This window comes from Flavobacterium sp. UBA7682 (genome assembly GCF_002482945.1).
Taxonomy (GTDB): domain Bacteria; phylum Bacteroidota; class Bacteroidia; order Flavobacteriales; family Flavobacteriaceae; genus Flavobacterium.
Map to the genome: position 1 here is coordinate 1 of NZ_DLGY01000038.1, position 18,652 is coordinate 18,652.

An 18,652-nucleotide genomic window follows, 5' to 3' on the forward strand; every position below is an offset into this window, starting at 1 on the left:
TTTAAAGCGCACTTCTCGTTGAAACGATAGGCGAATAAAATATTGGAAATTAAAAACACCCGTTCTAGAATAGAGCGGGTGTTTTTTTATGATAGAAAAGTATTTGTGTTTTTAGCCCCGATAGGAGCTGGCTACCGTGTAGCGCGGATAGCGGGAGCAGAAGAGAAAGAAAGCACAATTGATCTGCTCCTAAATCAAGACTTAGTGATGTTTAATTTTTCTTCAATGGCTTTTAATCGGTTTTCAAGGGCTTCTTTTTGTTGTTTTAAAGTATCGTTTTCAGTTTTTAATTCTTGGATGGCTTTGACCATTGGAGCGAGTAAATCGTTGTATCGGATAGATAACATTCCGTCATCGTCTTTGGTGATGATACCGTTGTTAGTAGCGCCAACTTCGGTTAAGGTTTTGTCTAGTTCTTGGGCGATGAAGCCGTATTCAGTTTTTTTGGTTTCGTCGTTTTTTCGAGTGTAGTAAACAGGGTTTAACTTGTTGATGAAGTCTAATCCTAAATTTGAGGTTTTGATATTGTCTTTCCATCGGCTATCGGATGTTACTGACCATGCTACTTGAACTCCGGCATACCCAATATTTACATTTCCCATTCGGATTTGGTTGTTGTTAGCTGCTACTGGTACTGTTGCACCAGTTCCGATACCGATATTGTTTCCGCCTGTGGTGACGTTGGATAAAGCATTCCAACCGACTGCTACGTTTTGATCGGCAGCAGTTAAAGCAGCTAGTGCATTGACACCAATAGCAACGTTATAAACTCCAACTGAAGGTTGTAAAGCCCCAATTCCGAAGGCAAGATTGTATTCACCTAGATAACCGATATTTGTACCGCTTCTTCTAAAACTGACATCAACATTATTGGTCGAACCAATAAAATGAGTTCCGGCGGTGATGCTGTTTCCTGTTAGTGACCACGCTGAGTTGCCTATTATTGTTGCTGGGTTTTGCCAAGATAGATTTCCTGCGCCATCGGTTTGCATGATTTGACCGTTGGTTCCACGTGATGGTGGGAAAGTGTAGGTGTTGGTTGTTGCTGTACCAATTCCCACATTGCCAAGAAAGTAACCAGCAAAATTATTTGCTCCAGGTTTTAATACGGTTGAGTGGATACCATAGTGTGTTCCGTCAGCTGCAGCTTCTATTGTTGTTAATGTACCGTATTTGTTGGCATTGCTTAATCCACGTAAATAGTTACTTGTACCAACCATTATATTGTTAGGATCTGTAACATCTATGCCATTATCGATGTAATTAACAACACCGTATAAAGATCTACTCGTGTTTCCATATAAATTATTAATAGTGCCTGAACCGCCTGAATCTGCAAAAACAAATAAATCATTTAAAGATCCCCACAAATCTGAAACTACGCCTGGACTTGAAATAATTCTAGAATTAACACCAATTAAAATTCCAGGTACGTCAGTTGTAATTTCATTTCGAACACCAATTTTATTTCCTGTTTTTCTTCCTCCAATGAAATTTTGCATTCCAAAAGTTCCTCCTGAACCACCATCGGGTGAGTTTATTTCAGTATAAACCCCTGTTGCTTCAAGAGTACTGTTGTTGGTTATTCTATTTTCAATACCGTGTGTTGTTCCTGTTGAACCTAGCGGATTTGTAATTTGATTGTAGACGCCTAAAGTTAAATCGCTTCCTGTATGCGCCAGAGTGTTGCTTAAACCATATAAAAAACTATTGCCAGATGCTTGAAAGTTGTTTTCAAAACCAATTTTAGAACCTAAAATTCCAAAAGCAGCAATATTTCTAACACCAATTTTAAGTCCGTTTCCAGTTCCTAAAAATGAGTTTCGAATACCATAAGCTAGGTTGTTATTATTTATAGTCATGTTATTATCAAGGTTGGAACTAATTCCAAAACCAGAGTTTTTAATCAAATTATTAGTTATTCCTCTGTTTTCGTCGATGGTTTGAACATTGAGTTTACTAATTGGTGTTTCGGTTCCTATGCCAACATTTCCAGTGGTATGTTTTACACGAAATCGTTCAATATTATCGGTTCCAATTACTACATCATTATTGTCAGTTGTTCCTAAAAAGTTTTCGGTTGCTCCAATAGTTGATGTTCCATAAATTGCAGGAGTTGCAGGCGAAGTTGTAGCTGTATTTCCGTTTAATGTCCAGCCAGCTCTAGCATTAAGTGTTACCCATTGTGAACCATTCCAATAGTAAAAACCAGCCACAACATTGTTCGGAGCGGTTCCTGACGCGGCAATGTTGTATACCAAGGTAGAAGTTTCTAAAGGACCAAGATTGGGATTTACAACGGTTGTAGCATCTAAAATAGAAGTAAGTTGAACACGAGGAATTAACATTCCGTTATTGGTAGATTCTACATCTAAAGCTGCTTTTGGTGCAGTTGTATTTATTCCTACTTGGGCTATGGATGCGAAAGGAAGTAACAATAGTAGTGCTAGATTTTTTTTCATGGCTATTTCTTTTTAAAAGTAGTTTTAACGATTAGTTTATTTTTGTTGATGACTCTCAATTCATAGTCGCCTTTTTCAAGATGGTTTACATTGATGTATATTTTCTTGTCAAGTAACTGATTGATATTTGCTTCGTATTTTATGTTTTCTTTCTTTGACATATAGTCCTCTTTTTTTTGTTAATGTAAAACTAGGACAAGCACAAAAAAATCCCTGTGACTATTGTAACAGGGATTATGATTTATGTAACATGGTTTTACAGGTCAATAAAATAGAGGGTTAAGTGAGAAGATTTAGCTTTTTTCGATGTATTCTGTTGGCGTGCAATGGTACATTTCTTTGAAACATTTTGAAAAATATGATACGTCGTTGAACCCAACTGAGTAAGCAATTTCTGAAATGTTTCCGTTGCCTTTTTTGAGTAACTCGGTGCTGACTTTTAATCGTTCGTTTCTTAAAAATTCGGTTGAAGAAACTCCTAATAGCGACTTTAGTTTTCGATGCAATTGCATTCTGCTCATCCCAACTTCGGCTGCGAAATCTTCGGCAGTAAAGTCGGAGTTGGACAGTTGTTTTTCTAGAATAACTTGAAGCTTTTCGATGAATTTTTCTTCTACTGAATTGATAACAATATCCACCGGACGTAAAACCAATTCTTGGCTGTAGCGTGTATGGAGTTTTTTGCGTTCTTCAATGAGTTGTAGCACTGTTGCTTTTACTATTTCGTTGTTGAAAGGTTTGGTTAAGAAGGCATCGGCTGTACTTTTTAAACCTTCAAGATGTGCTTCGTCTGAGGTTTTGGCAGTTAATAGAATAACCGGAATAAAAGATGTCAACTCATTATTTTTGATTTGTTTTGTAAATTCAAATCCGTCTATTTTTGGCATCATTACATCGGAAATAATACAATCCGGAATTTCTTTTTTGGCTAATTTTAAGGCTGCTTCACCATCTTGCGCTTCAATAATTTGGTAGTTAATTTTGAAAATATCTTTCAATACATTTCTAATTTCAGCATTGTCATCAACGATTAATAAAATAGGCAGTTCTGTTTCAGCAATGCTCGAATTGATGACATTTGCAGTCTGAACTTTCGAAGGAATAACGATGGCGTTATCGTTTGTTTGCAATAAAGGTATATTGACTGCAAAAGACAATTCACCATTGCTGACAGTTGCTTCAATAGTTCCTTTACACAAATCAACTAATTCTTTGACTAGTGCTAGACCAATTCCGACGCCTTGATTGTCTTCATTTTTTTGATAAAATCGTTCAAAAAGTTTGGGTAAATCTTCCTTTTTAATATCGCTTCCGGAATTAGAAACTACCAATTTTAAAGTGGAATTTGTAACCGATGAACCAAAGGCTATCGCTTCATTTGGAGCTTTATATTTAAAAGCATTCGTTACCAAATTGGTTACAATTTTTTCGATTACATCTTTATCGAATAAGCTGTTTTCAGTTGTTTTTTCAATCGAAGAGGAGAAATTGATATGGTTTTCTTTTGCCTGAAAATTGAACGGTTCCATGATTGAAAGCAGAAACGAACTGATATTGCCTTCTTTTAAGATGAGTTTTAAATTGCCACCATCAATTTTTGAAAGTTCAAGTAGTTGATCAACTAATTCTAGCATTCGGGTTGAATTGGTGTCGATTAAATGCAATTTGCTTTTCTGATTTTCATCTGAAATTTCGCTTTGCAAACTTTGCACCGGACTTTTAATCAGTGTTAAAGGCGTTCGAAACTCGTGTGAAATATTGGCAAAAAAACGTGATTTCAATTCGTTTAACTCTTTGAGTTTTTGTGCCGTTTTGATTTTATTTCGGTAACTGTAGAACAAACTTCCTCCAATTAAGGCTAATAAGCCGAGTAAACCAATGTAAATGTATTTTTCTTTTTGGGCTAATTCATTTTGAGTAGAAAGGAGCTTGATTTGTTTTTGCTTATTTTCGGTTTGATACTTGGTTTCTAATTCAAAAATTTCTTGATTTTCATTCAAATGAGAAATGCTATCTTTTATTTCTTCGTTTAAAACATAAAATTTATTTGCTTCGTCATAGTTTTTTGTTTTGCCATAGGTTTTTGCTAGCTTTAAGTATAAGTTGCTTTTAAGGCTATTTAAGTTGTTTTTATTTACCAATTCAAGTGCTCGTAAATAATGGTTCTTTGATTTATCAAATTCCTCTACTATAAAATAAACATCTCCAATATGAATATTACTTCTTGCTTGTCCGTGATAATAATTTCCTTCTTGTTGTATTTCTAAAGATTTGTTAAAGTATTCAAGTGATTTTTTATATTTTTTTTCTTCCATATAAACCCGACCAATTGACAAATTTGCTTCCGAAAAATTTCCAATAAAGCTATTGTTTTCATAAAAATTATAAACCTTTTTGTAATTAGAAAGTGCATTTTTGTAATTTTTTTCTAAAAAATAAACATCACCTAGTTTAAAAACTGCATGCATTTGACCTATTTTATTTTGAGTCTCATCGAACAGAACTTTAGCCGCTTTAAAGTTTTTCTCAGCTTGGTTGAATAATTTTAATTCTTGATGAAGTTGACCTAAATGCATTAAATTTTCACCCAATGTATTTTTGTCTAATTTGTGATTTACTTGTATAGAATCTGTTTTTAAATAACTATTCAATGCTAAAACATAGGCTTTTCTACTCTGATAAAATTCTCCTAAAACCATGTAAGCTCTAGATAATTCTAACAAAGCATTTCTTTTTGTCGTGATTTTTATGGCTTCTTTTAGATGAAATTGAGCATTATCAAAATCATTTAGAGCAATATATACGTTAGCTAATTTTATTGATGATTCACAGATTAGAGAAACATCATCTAATTTTTTAGCATATTGATTGGCTTTTGTTAAGTTTGGTATTGCTCCATTTTTTTTTGAATAAATACTCGAAGTTACTCCGGATAAATAATATGCCTTATAGAATGCAAGTGAGTTGTTGTGTTTTTTTCCTATTTCAAAAAGTTGCTGTTTATGAAAATTGGCGATTTTGATGTTATCCAAAAAGTTTCGGTTAAAGAGTAAATCATGAAGTTTAATTTTCTCTTCAATAGTTTTTGCCTTTTTTAGTTCAAATTCTAAAGAGTCAATTTCGTTTTTGAATTGACCAAACGAGAAATTTGCGACAAACAAGAGAAGGAAAAACACTTTTTGCATAAAAAAAGTTTTGTTAGGTAAATCTATACAATTTTACTTAAAAACATTTAGTATGAGTAGGAGAGATGTAACATTTTTGAGTTACAATAAAAACTATAACTTGTTTTTTTGTACTGTTTTAGACTAATTATATGATAGAAATCGGAAAGTGTTTTTTAGCCCCGATAGGAGTGGAAATCCTTTTTATTGTTTTTTGGGAAAGTCCTTCAACAAGTTAAGGGTGACAAAACAATAAAAAGATTGTAACGATAGCGGGAAGACAAGTGAAGAGAAGCAAAGAAGGTCTGCTCCTAACCCGAGCGAAGCGAACTGACGTAGTAAAATAAAAAACGCCTCAATCAATTGAAGCGTTTTTTTTGTGGAGTCGGGGAGAGTGGCTTAGCCCAACTCTGTTATTCCAAAATTGCAAATGCAATTTTCGGTCTTTTCAAGACCGCCGTATTAAAAATGGAAAAATCAGATCAAGCGAACTTGTCTGATTTTTCCATTTTAATACGCTAAACCGCGCTTGGTGTGGAGTCGGGGAGTGTTGAACCCTATTCTCTATACCTTTATTTTATTGCTGTCTGAGAGGCTTCCTTTTGCTGGGTAACCGATTTTACCACCTCTAAGAACTATTCAAATTTAATCAAATCGTATGATGTAAATTTAATGAATTTGATAATATTAAGCAAACTTTAGCAACTTTAAATCATACTATTTATTGAACTAGTTTCGATAGATTTTGGAGATTTAGCAGTCTTTTTAACTGTTCAATTATTATCCAACTATGCAACGCACTACATGCTCAATTTTAAGTCCTGTATACTCGCAGAATTCCTCAATAGAGATTAACTGATGGGGTTCTTTATTTAGATGCTTTTTTATCTTCAATAAATATAATCTTGCTTGAGCATATTCTTTTCCCATGATGCGCTGCACGTCTTTTGGATATATACATACCCTTGTGCTGCCTGGTATCACTCTTTTACTTGTTTAATACTTTATCTATGTTTTTGACTAGGCTTTGAATAGCCTAGTTCCTATAGCAAAGCTATGCAAATTTTCAAAATTGTAGTATGCGAAAATAGTCGATTATGTATGCTTTTAATTGCTTTAGTAAGTCGGGTGTTTGAAATGTCTTTTTAATGTCTGAATCTTTGATCAAATCATTGAGATTTAGTTGCAACGATTATCGAAATGAAAGTGAATTGTGAAAATGAGTATTAATCAAAAATTGTAAAAAATTATGGCTAGACAGAAAGGCATAATTAAACTAAAAGGTACTATCGGCGGTATTACCTTTTACAAAACCTCGCAAGACGGGCATCTTGCTCGCGAGAAAGGAGGTATCGAAAAAAGTAGGATTGAAAACGATCCTGCGTTTCAAAGGACTCGAGAAAACGGTTCTGAATTTGGAAGGGCTGGGAAGTCCGGAAAATTGCTTAGAACTGCGTTGAGAGCTTTGCTATTGAATTCTGCTGATGGCAGAATGGTAAGTCGACTTACCAAAGAAATGATTAAGGTTATTCAAGCTGACTTGGTTAGTGAAAGAGGACTGCGAAATGTGATTGACGGTGAAGCCGAATTACTGTTGGGCTTTGAGTTCAATATCAGAGGTAAGCTTGGAACTAGTCTTTATGCTCCATACACCAGTGCTATAGACCGCGTTAGTGGTGAAATTACAGTGGATATTCCACCGTTTGTTCCTGTTAACATGATTGCGGCACCAAGTGGGACTACACATTACAAGATCATTTCTGCCGGTGCGGAAATTGACTTTGAGGCAGAAACCTTTATTGAGCAACATTCAGAGACGGCTATTTTACCATGGGATGCTGTTGCAACAGTAGCGATTGCACAAACCAATCAGGTTACCGCTGCGAGTACTAAACCGTTATTCCTTGCTTTAGGAATTGAATTTTACCAAGAAGTTAATGGGCAAATGTATCCACTTAAAAATGGAGCTTTCAACCCATTATCTCTTGTTAAAGTTGACAGCGGTGTGTAATGGACTTCGACAAGCTCAGTCTGACAAAAACGGTAAAAAATGGTTTTAGTCCTTACCAGAACTTATTTCCCTGAAGGAACTAATGGCAAACTCGAATGCGAGGGCAAATTCATCTGCAATACTATTGAATTGCCTTGGAAGAATAACGAAACGAAGGTTTCCTGCATTCCTGAAGGGAAATATTTTATTAGAAAGCGCTACAGTAGAAAGTTTAAATGGCATTTGGAAGTCATTGAAGTAAAAAGCAGAAGTTTTATTCTGTTTCACCCAGCCAATAAAGCCATGAAAGAACTTAATGGATGTATCGCACCGGTCACAAAGATTTCGGGAGCCGGTTTAGGTTTAATGTCCCGAAAAGCTTTTACCAAGCTGAGAACAATTGTTTATAAAGCTTTGGATGAAAAGCAAAGAGTTTTAATCATTATCAAATCTTAAATTTTTATTATCATGAAAACAAATTTTTTAAATATACTGAAACAAGGATTGTTTCTTTTAATTGCCGTTCTAGGAACATTTATTAGCTATGCGCAACCAACTCAGACGACGACAATTGGTGGAAGTAAAACACCAGATGTTGGAGCCTTACAGGATATCGGTGGTAAACAAAGACCTGAACCAATGCCTGTAACAAATTTGAATGTTGAAACCCAATGTATGTTTGCCTATTTTGATGAAATTGGCGGACCAGGAGGAAAAGGCACATCAAACGATATTGGACAGACAGGTTTTCCCGACGATTTGGACAATTCAGATATTGGCGGCAGAAGTACTTCAGGCGATCCTGGACATATAGTGAATTCCGATTTATATGATGGAGATACAGGACTACTATTTGATATTGGCGGTAGAAGTACTGGTGGTGAACCATTCGCATTTGATATTGGAGGTAGAAACTCTGCAGGCGGCGGTTGCATATTTGACGGCTGCTGCTTGATTTATATTCCTGAATAAAACATCGATCATGAAACTTGTTAAAAGAGCGCAAGCTCCCACTCCGAAATTTTTTAAGGTGCTTCGAAATGTTGGTTTGGTTTTGGCGGCTATTGGTGGAACTATATTGGCAGCGCCGATTGCTTTGCCGGTTTTGGTAACTTCCGTTGGTGGCTATTTGGTTATTGCTGGTGGTGTTGCATCGGCAGTGAGTCAATTAACAACAATAGAAAGCAATGCAAACAAATAGCCATACTTTAGTGGGTACAGCCGGAGGAACATTTTTGAGTATTATTCCAAATATTCAATCGGCAGATATTTTGAAAACTATTGTATTAGCTTCTTTAGGAGCGGTTGTTAGTTTCACAATATCACTCGTACTCAAAAGTATTATTAAGAAGCACAAAAAATAGTTTAACCTTGTTGTGGTGACCCTTGGGTTAAACAAAATGAAAGCCAAGTCGTAAGACCTGGCTTTTTTTGTTAACAAGCTGTTTTCATCCTTGCCCTTATTTGGGGAAGATTTTTGCTGACTAGCTTAATAATCTCTTTGTTATACCTAGTTGCCTTATTACCTCTGCCCCGCGATTGAAGAATCTCAAGATTTTCAAGAGAAATTTGAATTGTTTCTGCGTGAACACCATTTACTTTTGCTGAAAGGATTAGTGAATTTTGCTTTTTGTAGTATTCATTTGTGAACACGCAATGATTATGAATACAGCCCTCTTCCAAAAATTCCTTTATGGTTTCAATTACATTTATTGAAATGTTTTTTTCAGTAAACACTAATCCGAAGAATTGCTTTTTAGCTTTGAAGTAATGTCTTTGGTTTTTGCCAATTTGCTTTTTGTTTTCCTCAACAGTATTTTTCCAAATTTCTTTTACCTTTTTAGCCATCAATTTATCGTGTGCCTTTTTTAAATCTAAGGGACAAACATATTTTGGGCTTCTGATGTCTTTCATAAAATGCTGAAGCAAATCGATGTAGTCTATCCAAAATTTTGCATCACTAATATTGTAGCTGTTTCTGATGCAGATTTTTATTGCATTCCAATAGATTCCTGTTGGCTTTAAGCTAGTATTTCTGATATGATAATATAGCATATTGTGTTGTTTGGTTTTTAATAGGGTTTCAGCAATGCTGTCGGATAGAATTGCTTTAAACAGAATTTGAGGTGCTATACCATAGAATTTACCATTAAAGCCATTTCGTTTTACCACTGGCAATACTTTTTTGTTTGGTTGAACGAAACTTGGTCTTAAATAAAATCGGCTATTGTTGTCATTTATTTTAAGAGATAGTTCACTGCTGATAATCCATTGGTCAAAGTATTGGGACAAACCCATTACATTTTTAGACATCGTTCGGGTTTTTCCGGATTCATCTATAAATATCTGCATCACTTCATGAGCAAAATGAAAACATTGACAATTCTTTCTCATTGTTTTGGTGATGCAAATCATTCTAACAATCTGAAATTTATCAGCCGTTGTAATTATCTGGTAGTAATCTGTTTCTTTTAAACCGTTGTTATATTTATCAGTTACTAGCAATCTTTTAGAGCATTTTTCGCAAGTAATTTTTTTTAGTTTCTTGGTGTCAGCAACTTTCCAATTGTGACCACATTCAAGACAAAAGAGGTTTTTTCTTGACTGAACTGCGTAGTTATCAAAGCATTTTGCAAATGCTAGTTCATTTTGTTGCTGAGTAACTTGAGGAAGGTTTTTGCTCAACTCAACAATTTTAATTTCGAGCGCAGTTTTTGGTTTCATAGTGTTAGAGTTTGAATAATGAAGTTTGATTTGCATCACCTTTTTTAGTTGTTGATTTTGGAGTGTCATTAGCTCGAGTTGTTGAAGCAATAGAGCGATTGACTACTACTTTGGCTGATAATGGTTTGCCTATTTCAACGGTTTCTTCATCGTAATAGTGAATTGCCATATTGAAAATTTCTTCATCTGCGAAGCCGTTTCTTTGGCTTTTCTTTACTTCGTTGAGAATGTATGTGGTGCAGTCATCAATATTTTTGTAGGGCTTACTAAATGTTTTGGCAAACAATGCATCGTTGCTTGCTAATTCTTGCAAATGGTTTAAAATTGCTTCTTTGAATGGTTCTGTAGTTTCTTCCATGGCTTATACTATTTGGTTAATGTTCTGAACATTGGTTTAGGGTAACTTCTTCAATTACTACTTTTGAATTGTGTGCATATAGATTGTGGTATTTTGCACAATCCAAAGCTTTTTTTCTGCAATCGAAAACACCAAAAAAGACTCTTGATGATTTCATTTTCCAATTGTCGGTTTGGTAGAGGATAAATAGTGTCATATGGCTTATTTTAAGGGTTGATTATTTGCAATAGCGATGTAGAATAACTCTTCGCAAGTCATTGATAAGGTTGATGTTCTGATGGAATTGTTTTTCCTGCAATTCTAATAGTCGGAGTGCATACACATCTTTTTTGTGCTGCTCGAAATCGTGTAGCATTTCATCTGCTTTTGCCGAGAACTCTTTTATGAAATCTGATATTCTCAAAAATGGGATTACAGAACCGACTAGGTTTCGGTGCCAAAATTTGGATTGCCAAAGACTATAGGTTATCCAAAAGATATTTTCGCAGTCATCGTCATTTTCGAAAATGAGCACATAGCTATTGGTAAACTGCTCTTTTGAGGGCTTTCCGCTGTTGAGTCCTTTGCTCAGAATAAACAGATGTGGTTTGTCATACAATGTGTCTTTTTTGTGGGTCTTAATAAAATAGTTCTTCATGGCTTCGGATTTAAGGTTTAGTGCTCCGCTATGCTTCACACACAAAATTTTTCAAAAGAAAAAAAGAGAAAAAAGAAAGCCGGTCGTTAAAGTGGAGGGTTTCAAAAAAGACAGTTTTTTGAAAAAAATACTACCCGAGTCGTTCTATAGAAACGGTGATTTTATGTTGTAAATTGAAGTTATTGTGAAAAGGCATGGGTGGAGATTTTTTTCAAAACCCGAAGGGCTTGAACTTGCTTTTTTGAATACCCGGAACTTACCTTTGCTCTCTTTTTTTTATTTTTTTATTTTGAATTCCAAGTCTATTTATTGTTAGAATGTCATACCTCAATCGAAAAGCGGTCGTGTCGGAAAGGGTATAAAATACCGGCACGGATTTTATACTCTTTCATAGGTTTGGTTTTATGGGTGCCGGAGATAGTGTTCAGTCCTCAGGTGGCAGTGTTCATTAAGTGTGTTGTAAAGTAATCGGGAAGGCACTTATAAAAGCAATGCAAATACTTCCTATTTTCTGTTAGCGGGAGTTCTGGCAAGGGTATCATTTTTTATTTGCTAAACGGGTGCTTTGTGATTGCTTTTATGGATAGTTGATGCCATGAGAAGAGTGGTCAGTGTTCAGTGTTTAGAAAAATAGTTATTTGAAAACGTGAAGGCATCTGCTATCGTGAAAGTAATTTATTCAGAGGTTATGAGTAAATAAAACAATGATACGCTTGCATGGTTTTGGTTTTATGGGTGCCGAGAGTAGTGTTCAGTATTCAGTGGATAGTGTTCAGTAGTTCAGATGTAAAGAAGATATACGGCACTTATAAAAGCAATGAAAACACTACCGATTTAAACGGTTAGCTGATAAAGACAGTTAACGTAAAAGTTTATAGATATACAAATAACCGCATAACTTCTATTGAAAAGGCTAACGTTGTTTATGGCGGCGGTGAAGTGGTGGTTTTTTTAATAGCTGTCCTTCGACTGCGCTCAGGATGACAAACCCTTCTGGGCTATTAAAAAAGTTGCCGTTGAACCGCCGACGAGCGCGTTGGGTGCGCGGCTTTTTTACATAATGTTGTTATAGCTCATGACCTGACTTGATTAGATGCAGGGTGTTTCTTTATGAACTATAACGCCACATTATGTAAAGAAGCTTGGGAGAAAAAATTACCGGCGCAAGTCACGGAGTGTACGTGTTATTGTATCAATAACTGTGACGGTAATTTTTTTAGGAGCGGGGGGCTCGAAGGGAAGGGTATTTTATTTTGCAGTTAGTTACCCAGATGCTAACTTTCATGATATCGTTACTGGTTGTCGAAATATTTATTTATAATTCTGACTATTGGTAAGCCAACTAAAAGCATGTGCCAACTAATACCCATAGCGGCTACCAACGGTTCAAAGGGCATTGGAGGGACATTCGATAACGGAAGTATTACTATATTCATTATGATCCAAATTAGTAATCCGAATAAAAGCCCTATTATGGTTGAATTTTTTCTTAGTTGGGGTAAGTAAGATGCTGCAAAAAAGTAGGCGATTGTAACTGCATAGGCTATAGTGTAATGAAGTATATTACCAACTAGTGCCATTGCCAGGCCACCATTAAAAGCTTGTTTGCCAAACACACCACTTGCTATCCACTGCAGGACTTGTATGATGTTCATTCTGCCTAGAATGAGCCAATATACTGTTATACCTGCTAAAGCATCTAGCGTACCGCCTAAGAAACCTGCCCATAGTATGGTTTCTACCTTGGTTCGTTTATGATTACTATTATTTGTTTTGTATTTATTATTCATAGTTACACTTTAAAATTTTTTGATTAGAAAAACGCCTGCAACCAATAAAATTATTCCGGCTATTCTTTGCCAATTAATCGTATGTTGCACTACACCAACTAAGCCGTAATGTTCGAAAACTGTTGAAGAGATTAGTTGTGATGCTACGAATAGTACTATCATATTGCCGACTCCAATTTTAGCCGGGGAAACGGTGAAGGTTACAATGTTTAATACTACTATTAGTCCTCCAATCCAATACCACCATTTTGTGCTGCCAATTTGGGCTACTGTTGGTATTGGGGCTTTACCAGCCAGTATTACGATTGTAATACCGGCCAGTGCCACCAAGAAGACACCGAACGTTGCGGTAAAAGGGCTACCGAACGATTTTCCCAAATTACCATTGGTTATTGCCAGCATGGGGAGACAGGTTCCAACCAATATAGGTAACAGGGTGTAAATGATGTCATTCATTTTCATTGTGCTTATTTAAGTTTTGTGATAAACGTATCGATAAGCTTTGCTGCTTCGGTGTGATGCTCCTCTAAAAGGAAATGTCCACCATTTAGTAAATGCACTTCTGCGTTTGGTAAATCTTTTTTGTAGGCTTCGGCCCCTGCTGCAACAAACAACTTGTCATTTTTACCCCAAATAACAAGTGTTGGCGGCTGAAGTTTTTTGAAGTAGGAATGCCAATGGTCGTACAGCGGTAAGTTAGTGCCATAGTCTCTGAATAAAGCCAATTGAATAGCATCATTACCTTTACGGTCAAGGTAAGCTTGGTCGATGGTATAGCTGTCAGGGCTTACTTTTGTAATATCTTCTACACCATCTGTATATTGCCATTTTGTTGCATCAATTGATAAGAAACCTCTGGCTGCTTTTTCAGTTTCCATATTTGGGTTTTGAATGTAAGCTACTAAAGGGCCTAAAGCTTCACCAAGCCCTTCATTATAAGCATTAGCGTTTTGAATGATAAGTGATTGAATCCATTCCGGTTTTCTTGTTGCTATTCTTAATCCTACCGGCCCACCATAGTCCTGCATGTATAAATTAAATTTTTTCAAACCAATGGTTTCGATGAAATGTTCTACTGTTACAGAAAGATTATCGAATGTGTAGGTGTACTGGGTAATTGCCGGAGCACTACTTTGACCAAAACCAGGAAGGTCGGGTGCAATTACGTGGTACTTACCAGACAAGTCATTGATTAAATCACGGTACATGTGCGAGGAGGACGGGAAGCCATGTAATAATACTAATACAGGTTTGTTTTTGTCTCCTGCTTCGCGATAGAAAATATCTAATCCATCGACTTTTACTGTTTTAAAATTCACTGTGTTTGTCATTTTTGTTTTAATTTTTGGGTTTAACGAATTTGATGTTTTGCCTTGGCTAAATCCGGTTACGGCATTTACCATTAAGGCGATTAATACGATTTTTTTCATTCTTTTTTATTTATAATTAATACTCACTCTTGTTGTTTTACTTTTTATATCTCCCCAATTAGATTGGTTAGAAATTTGTCTATTAATTGGGCAGCATACTCATGGTATTCTTCCAAGATAAAATGACCACTATTGATAAAATATATTTTTGCCTCCGGTAGGTGCTTGCGATAAGCTTTTGCTCCTTGCGGGATAAACAATTCGTCATTTTTCCCCCAAAGAATTAAAGTTGGTGGTTGTTTCTTTTGAAAGTACTCTTGCCACTCTTCATATTTTTCAAGGTTAGAACCATAGTCTCTGAAGAGTGCTAATTGAATTTCATCGTTGCCGGGACGAGTTAAATAGTACTGATCGATAACTATGCTGTCGGGACTTACTTTAGTTGTGTCTTTGACGCCGTGGTAGTATTGCCATTTTGTTGCATCATACTCTAAAAATCCTCTTGCACCCTTTTCCGTATCCGGTGTTTGATTTTTAACATAAGCAACTAAGGGACTTAGTGCTTCTCCGATGCCCTCGAGATAGGCATTGGCATTTTGAATTATCAAGGACTGAATTAACTCAGGTCTTTTTTTTGCAATTCTAAGCCCAATAGGCCCTCCGTAAGCGTGCATATACAGACTTAACTTTTTTAGGCCAAGTGCATCTATAAATTGTTCTATATAATTTGAAAGGTTTTCAAAGGTGTAATTGAATTCGTTTGGTGATACTGCAGTACTTTGGCCATAACCTGGATAGTCAGGCGCAATTACTCTGTATTTTTCTGAAAGATCATTTATTAAGTCCCGAAACATAAATGATGTTGATGGAAAACCATGGAGTAAGAGTATTACCGGTTTATCCAAATCTCCCGATTCTCTGTAGAAGATTTCTACGTGATTAATCTTAATTGTTTTAAAATTTACTGTCATTTTTAATTTGTTTAATTCTGATTTCTATTTAGGCAATACTATACTGATTAGTCAAAAATTAAAGAAAAAAACTAGTTCTTTATTCTTTTTGAAAGGAAACTATCAATCAATAGCGCCACTTCTTGATGGTGTTCTTCCAGTAGAAAGTGACCTCCGTTGAGTAAGTGCACTTCGACATCTTTTATATCCTTTTTATAAGCTTCTGCGCCCGGTGCAATAAATATTTGATCATTTTTGCCCCATACCACTAAAACCGGTGGTTGGTATTTTCTGAAATACGTATGCCAACTATCGTATAATGCCACATTGCTACCATAACTTCTGAAAAAGGCTAATTGCACCTCGTCATTTCCTTTTCGGTCTAAAAAGTATTGGTCACTTATATAACTGTCAGGGCTAACTTTTGACAGGTCTTCTGCACCATCCGTATATTGCCATTTTGTTGTAGTTAAGATGTTTCTTGCTTCCTTTTCAGTTTCGGTATTTTGATGTTCAAAATACGATACCAATGGTTGTACCGCCGCCCCTAAACCTTCTTTGTAGGCATTGGCATTTTGGATAATTAAAGATTGGATTAATTGAGGTCTTCTTGCCGCAATTCTAAATCCTACCGGTCCTCCATAGTCTTGTAAATACAGGCTAATTTTTTTTAATTGCAAGGCATCAATAAAGTGGTCAATTGTGTGGGACAGTTTATCGAAAGTGTATTCGTAATCAGCTAGTGATGGAGCACTTGAATATCCGAAGCCCGGATAATCAGGAGCCAGTACGTGGTAGTTTGCTGCTAAGTCATTCATAATGTCTCGATACATGTGTGAGGAAGAAGGAAAGCCATGTAAAAATACGATTGTTGGTTTTTTAGTATCACCAGCTTCTCTATAGAATACCTCTAAACCATCTATTTTTATGGTTTTGTAAAATACTGTCATTGTTTTTTTGTTATTTAGTTCTACTTTCATTTGTGTGGCCTTTTTTGATTGGCCGTGCATTGTTGTTAAGCTTGCCAATGCTACCATTGTTATAATTATTCTTCTCATTTATTATTTATTTAATTCTATACTGATTGGTCAAATATTGGATAAAAAAAGGTTGTTATCCTTTTAAAAAATTCATAAGATCATTAAAGTTAGTTCCGGTACCATCAGGAGTAACGTCTAACTCTTCTAAGGGAACTTGTTGCCTGTTGACCCAGTAGGTGGGATATCCGAATGATTTTGCTCCGGTTGCATCCCATGCACCGAAAGCGGCGAACAAAATTTCTTCTTTTTTTAAATGGAAAGCGTTAATTCCCATTTGATATGCTAAAGGACTTGGTTTAAAGGCGGTTACTGAATCCGTTGAGAGTTGAAATTCAAAATACTCCTGCAACTTATTATTTTGGATGTTAACCTGCATCATCTCTTTAGTAAAATTAGAAAGGAACGCTAACCTATATCCTTGTTGTTTTAATTCTTTGAGCCCTTGAATTGCTTCAGGCCATACATTTAGCTCCAAAAACTTTTGCATTAGTTGTTGCTTATTGTCGGTAGATAGCGAAACGCCTGTTTTTTTTATGGTGTATGTCAAGGCATCTTCAGTAACTTCCCAAAAGTTTTTGTATTTTCCGGAAACTGTACGAAGCCAGGTATACTCGAACTGCTTACTTCTCCAAATTGTTCCAAATTCTGCACCTTTTTCGGCTAACAATTCGGTTAACAGCGTCTGGACCGGTCTTGGGTCGAATATTACAAAACCATCGAAAGCAATGGCTTTAAATTTAGTTTGTTTGTATTGTGCATTCATAAAAAGAGGTGACATTGCTGTTGCGGTCATCGCCAACAAAGAAGTTGAAATAAAGTGCCTTCTTGTGACCTGATTATCGGCTATTATTTTTTTTAGTTCTTTCAACCTTCCTGAAATTAATATAGTACTGCTAACTGCAATTTGATTAATGGTTCCAGTTCGTTTTTATCTTTGTAGATACGTCTTGTTATGTTGATACCGTTCCAGAGATTTAACAGGTATCGCGCCAAAACTTTTGAGTCCTCTTTGGTTGTTAATTGCTTGTTATTTTTAGCCACTTCGATATATTTTAGAAAGACATTTTCCAGTTTTTTTAAATTTCCGGAGGCTTTTGACGTTAGTTCCTGATCTATATTATTAAGTTCAGCAATGGTATTACACATAAAGCAACCCTTATTATGTTCTTCCATACTAGATGAAGCCAAAGACATAAAGAATTTTTTAATGCCTTCTACCGGGTTAACACTGTCGTGAATTAATTGTTCAATAGCTTTAGTGGAATTATTGGCAAAAAGGTCAATTGACTTAGCAAACAATTCCTTTTTGCTTCCAAATGTATGGTATAAGCTTCCTCTGTTAAGTTCCATCCCTGTTACCAGTGATTCTGTACTTGTTGCTTCATATCCGTTATTCCAAAAGATATTAATAGCTTTACCCAGCACTTCTTCTTCATTAAATATTTTAGGTCTACCTGCCATATTAAGTTTCTTTAGTGGGGCAAATATATTAATACTATACTGTTCGGTCAAAAATTAAATTATAAAAAAAAGTTAAATTAAATAATTGGTTAAGAATCTCCTCTTTCTCTGAGCTAGTCAAGGACCATCATTACTGAGTTTACAACATTTTCAAAAGACTTTTTATTTCGTATGTATTTTGAATCAACGTAGATGCCGTTTAACGTATTACACAACAAACTGCTAATTTGCTTTGCATTTTTTTCATTTGTTATTTGGCCATTATTTATACCTGCTGATATGGCCTGTTCAAAAATGGTTTCCACTTTTGCACGATGTTCAGATACTATACGGGCAATTTTTTCGTCGTGAGGTGCTAATTCAATACTGCTATTAACGATAAAGCAGCCCTTTTGACTTTTATCAGCCAATGCCTCTGTGTATACTCCGGTTAGTACTTTTTTAATTTGAGATTTAACGGAATTGGTGTGTGTGAGCTGGTTGGTTAATTGGTTAAGAATTTTATGCTGGTACCTGTTAAGGCAAGCAACAAATAATTCCATTTTATCACCAAAGGCACCGTACATGCTAGACTTGCTTATGTTTAATTCATCAATGATTTCCTGGGTGGATACCCCATTAAATCCTTTGTCCCAGAAAAGAACCATTACTTTGTCTAAAGCTTCGTCGGTGTTAAATTCTCTAATTCTTGCCATATTTTAATAAT

The 18,652-nt window shown here is 35.6% G+C and carries 21 protein-coding genes; 6 read left to right on the forward strand and 15 right to left on the reverse strand.

Features of this window, described 5'->3' with window-relative positions:
- Nucleotides 1-194: 194 nt before the first annotated feature.
- The 3 genes from B3C16_RS10915 to B3C16_RS10925 all read right to left on the reverse strand — a co-directional run bounded on the left by B3C16_RS10915 (nt 195) and on the right by B3C16_RS10925 (nt 5,647).
- A complete protein-coding gene (locus B3C16_RS10915; protein WP_121313843.1) occupies nt 195-2,462 on the reverse strand; it encodes a tail fiber domain-containing protein in 2,268 nt (755 codons plus the stop codon).
- A 2-nt stretch (nt 2,463-2,464) separates the two neighbouring features.
- Nucleotides 2,465-2,623 carry a hypothetical protein gene (locus B3C16_RS10920; protein ID WP_199717154.1) on the reverse strand — a complete coding sequence of 53 codons (159 nt, stop codon included), beginning with the start codon at nt 2,621-2,623 and terminating at the stop codon, nt 2,465-2,467.
- Nucleotides 2,624-2,755: 132 nt separating this feature from the next.
- Nucleotides 2,756-5,647, reverse strand: coding sequence for a hybrid sensor histidine kinase/response regulator transcription factor (locus B3C16_RS10925; RefSeq protein WP_291131582.1), 2,892 nt, complete (start codon nt 5,645-5,647; stop codon nt 2,756-2,758).
- 1,228 nt (nt 5,648-6,875) lie between these two features.
- Between B3C16_RS10925 and B3C16_RS10935 the strand changes: the two genes are divergently transcribed.
- The 5 genes from B3C16_RS10935 to B3C16_RS10955 are packed head-to-tail and all read left to right on the forward strand — an operon-like array spanning nt 6,876 to nt 8,980.
- On the forward strand, nt 6,876-7,637 hold the full coding sequence (locus B3C16_RS10935; protein WP_291131586.1) for a hypothetical protein: 762 nt from the start codon (nt 6,876-6,878) through the stop codon (nt 7,635-7,637).
- Nucleotides 7,638-7,676: 39 nt separating this feature from the next.
- Nucleotides 7,677-8,072, forward strand: coding sequence for a DUF5675 family protein (locus B3C16_RS10940; protein WP_291131588.1), 396 nt, complete (start codon nt 7,677-7,679; stop codon nt 8,070-8,072).
- Nucleotides 8,073-8,084: 12 nt separating this feature from the next.
- Nucleotides 8,085-8,588, forward strand: a complete 504-nt coding sequence (locus B3C16_RS10945) for a hypothetical protein (RefSeq protein ID WP_291131590.1) — start codon at nt 8,085-8,087, stop codon at nt 8,586-8,588.
- A gap of 10 nt (nt 8,589-8,598) precedes the next feature.
- On the forward strand, nt 8,599-8,817 hold the full coding sequence (locus tag B3C16_RS10950; RefSeq protein WP_291131592.1) for a hypothetical protein: 219 nt from the start codon (nt 8,599-8,601) through the stop codon (nt 8,815-8,817).
- Entirely contained in the window at nt 8,804-8,980 is a 177-nt protein-coding gene (locus tag B3C16_RS10955; protein ID WP_291131593.1) for a hypothetical protein, read from the forward strand. Before B3C16_RS10950 ends, B3C16_RS10955 begins: the two co-directional genes overlap by 14 nt.
- Before the next feature lie 70 nt (nt 8,981-9,050).
- Here the strand turns inward: B3C16_RS10955 and B3C16_RS10960 are convergent, their stop codons facing one another.
- Genes B3C16_RS10960 through B3C16_RS10975 form a run of 4 tightly spaced genes read right to left on the reverse strand, consistent with a single transcriptional unit; the run spans nt 9,051 to nt 11,335 of the window.
- A complete protein-coding gene (locus B3C16_RS10960) occupies nt 9,051-10,340 on the reverse strand; it encodes a PcfJ domain-containing protein (RefSeq protein WP_291131595.1) in 1,290 nt (429 codons plus the stop codon).
- A 4-nt stretch (nt 10,341-10,344) separates the two neighbouring features.
- Complete coding sequence (locus tag B3C16_RS10965) at nt 10,345-10,698, reverse strand: PcfK-like family protein (protein WP_291131597.1); 354 nt, start codon at nt 10,696-10,698, stop codon at nt 10,345-10,347.
- A gap of 16 nt (nt 10,699-10,714) precedes the next feature.
- Nucleotides 10,715-10,894, reverse strand: coding sequence for a hypothetical protein (locus B3C16_RS10970; protein WP_291131599.1), 180 nt, complete (start codon nt 10,892-10,894; stop codon nt 10,715-10,717).
- 21 nt (nt 10,895-10,915) lie between these two features.
- A complete protein-coding gene (locus B3C16_RS10975) occupies nt 10,916-11,335 on the reverse strand; it encodes a DUF6943 family protein (protein ID WP_291131601.1) in 420 nt (139 codons plus the stop codon).
- Between the two features lie 717 nt (nt 11,336-12,052).
- Between B3C16_RS10975 and B3C16_RS10980 the strand changes: the two genes are divergently transcribed.
- Nucleotides 12,053-12,181 (forward strand): hypothetical protein, encoded by a 129-nt coding sequence (locus B3C16_RS10980; RefSeq protein ID WP_291131603.1) that lies wholly within the window; start codon nt 12,053-12,055, stop codon nt 12,179-12,181.
- Nucleotides 12,182-12,627: 446 nt separating this feature from the next.
- Here B3C16_RS10980 and B3C16_RS10985 read toward each other — a convergent pair whose 3' ends face one another.
- The 8 genes from B3C16_RS10985 to B3C16_RS11020 all read right to left on the reverse strand — a co-directional run bounded on the left by B3C16_RS10985 (nt 12,628) and on the right by B3C16_RS11020 (nt 18,641).
- Nucleotides 12,628-13,125, reverse strand: coding sequence for a DUF1440 domain-containing protein (locus B3C16_RS10985; RefSeq protein WP_291131605.1), 498 nt, complete (start codon nt 13,123-13,125; stop codon nt 12,628-12,630).
- Between the two features lie 9 nt (nt 13,126-13,134).
- Nucleotides 13,135-13,587, reverse strand: coding sequence for a DMT family transporter (locus B3C16_RS10990; protein WP_291131607.1), 453 nt, complete (start codon nt 13,585-13,587; stop codon nt 13,135-13,137).
- A gap of 5 nt (nt 13,588-13,592) precedes the next feature.
- Nucleotides 13,593-14,555: an alpha/beta fold hydrolase gene (locus tag B3C16_RS10995; RefSeq protein ID WP_291131609.1), complete on the reverse strand. Its 963-nt coding sequence runs from the start codon at nt 14,553-14,555 to the stop codon at nt 13,593-13,595.
- A gap of 44 nt (nt 14,556-14,599) precedes the next feature.
- Entirely contained in the window at nt 14,600-15,466 is an 867-nt protein-coding gene (locus tag B3C16_RS11000; protein WP_291131611.1) for an alpha/beta fold hydrolase, read from the reverse strand.
- A gap of 71 nt (nt 15,467-15,537) precedes the next feature.
- Entirely contained in the window at nt 15,538-16,503 is a 966-nt protein-coding gene (locus B3C16_RS11005) for an alpha/beta fold hydrolase (RefSeq protein ID WP_291131613.1), read from the reverse strand.
- A gap of 55 nt (nt 16,504-16,558) precedes the next feature.
- Nucleotides 16,559-17,353, reverse strand: coding sequence for a haloacid dehalogenase type II (locus B3C16_RS11010; RefSeq protein WP_291131615.1), 795 nt, complete (start codon nt 17,351-17,353; stop codon nt 16,559-16,561).
- Nucleotides 17,354-17,364: 11 nt separating this feature from the next.
- The gene (locus B3C16_RS11015) at nt 17,365-17,946 is read right to left on the reverse strand and encodes a TetR/AcrR family transcriptional regulator (protein ID WP_291131617.1); all 582 of its coding nucleotides are present in this window, start codon (nt 17,944-17,946) and stop codon (nt 17,365-17,367) included.
- Nucleotides 17,947-18,059: 113 nt separating this feature from the next.
- Nucleotides 18,060-18,641, reverse strand: a complete 582-nt coding sequence (locus B3C16_RS11020) for a TetR/AcrR family transcriptional regulator (RefSeq protein WP_291131619.1) — start codon at nt 18,639-18,641, stop codon at nt 18,060-18,062.
- Nucleotides 18,642-18,652: the final 11 nt, after the last annotated feature.

Excerpts from the sequence above, each read along its gene's own strand:
- B3C16_RS10965 (WP_291131597.1), bottom strand. The coding sequence starts at position 10,698 with ATGGAAGAAACTACAGAACCATTCAAAGAAGCAATTTTAAACCATTTG.
- B3C16_RS10970 (WP_291131599.1), bottom strand. The coding sequence starts at position 10,894 with ATGACACTATTTATCCTCTACCAAACCGACAATTGGAAAATGAAATCA.
- B3C16_RS11005 (WP_291131613.1), bottom strand. The coding sequence starts at position 16,503 with ATGAGAAGAATAATTATAACAATGGTAGCATTGGCAAGCTTAACAACA.
- B3C16_RS10920 (WP_199717154.1), bottom strand. The coding sequence starts at position 2,623 with ATGTCAAAGAAAGAAAACATAAAATACGAAGCAAATATCAATCAGTTA.
- B3C16_RS11020 (WP_291131619.1), bottom strand. The coding sequence starts at position 18,641 with ATGGCAAGAATTAGAGAATTTAACACCGACGAAGCTTTAGACAAAGTA.
- B3C16_RS10955 (WP_291131593.1), top strand. The coding sequence starts at position 8,804 with ATGCAAACAAATAGCCATACTTTAGTGGGTACAGCCGGAGGAACATTT.
- B3C16_RS10940 (WP_291131588.1), top strand. The coding sequence starts at position 7,677 with ATGGTTTTAGTCCTTACCAGAACTTATTTCCCTGAAGGAACTAATGGC.
- B3C16_RS11015 (WP_291131617.1), bottom strand. The coding sequence starts at position 17,946 with ATGGCAGGTAGACCTAAAATATTTAATGAAGAAGAAGTGCTGGGTAAA.
- B3C16_RS10960 (WP_291131595.1), bottom strand. The coding sequence starts at position 10,340 with ATGAAACCAAAAACTGCGCTCGAAATTAAAATTGTTGAGTTGAGCAAA.
- B3C16_RS10975 (WP_291131601.1), bottom strand. The coding sequence starts at position 11,335 with ATGAAGAACTATTTTATTAAGACCCACAAAAAAGACACATTGTATGAC.
- B3C16_RS10985 (WP_291131605.1), bottom strand. The coding sequence starts at position 13,125 with ATGAATAATAAATACAAAACAAATAATAGTAATCATAAACGAACCAAG.
- B3C16_RS10980 (WP_291131603.1), top strand. The coding sequence starts at position 12,053 with ATGGTTTTGGTTTTATGGGTGCCGAGAGTAGTGTTCAGTATTCAGTGG.
- B3C16_RS10950 (WP_291131592.1), top strand. The coding sequence starts at position 8,599 with ATGAAACTTGTTAAAAGAGCGCAAGCTCCCACTCCGAAATTTTTTAAG.
- B3C16_RS11000 (WP_291131611.1), bottom strand. The coding sequence starts at position 15,466 with ATGACAGTAAATTTTAAAACAATTAAGATTAATCACGTAGAAATCTTC.
- B3C16_RS10945 (WP_291131590.1), top strand. The coding sequence starts at position 8,085 with ATGAAAACAAATTTTTTAAATATACTGAAACAAGGATTGTTTCTTTTA.
- B3C16_RS10925 (WP_291131582.1), bottom strand. The coding sequence starts at position 5,647 with ATGCAAAAAGTGTTTTTCCTTCTCTTGTTTGTCGCAAATTTCTCGTTT.
- B3C16_RS10915 (WP_121313843.1), bottom strand. The coding sequence starts at position 2,462 with ATGAAAAAAAATCTAGCACTACTATTGTTACTTCCTTTCGCATCCATA.
- B3C16_RS10935 (WP_291131586.1), top strand. The coding sequence starts at position 6,876 with ATGGCTAGACAGAAAGGCATAATTAAACTAAAAGGTACTATCGGCGGT.
- B3C16_RS10990 (WP_291131607.1), bottom strand. The coding sequence starts at position 13,587 with ATGAAAATGAATGACATCATTTACACCCTGTTACCTATATTGGTTGGA.
- B3C16_RS10995 (WP_291131609.1), bottom strand. The coding sequence starts at position 14,555 with ATGAAAAAAATCGTATTAATCGCCTTAATGGTAAATGCCGTAACCGGA.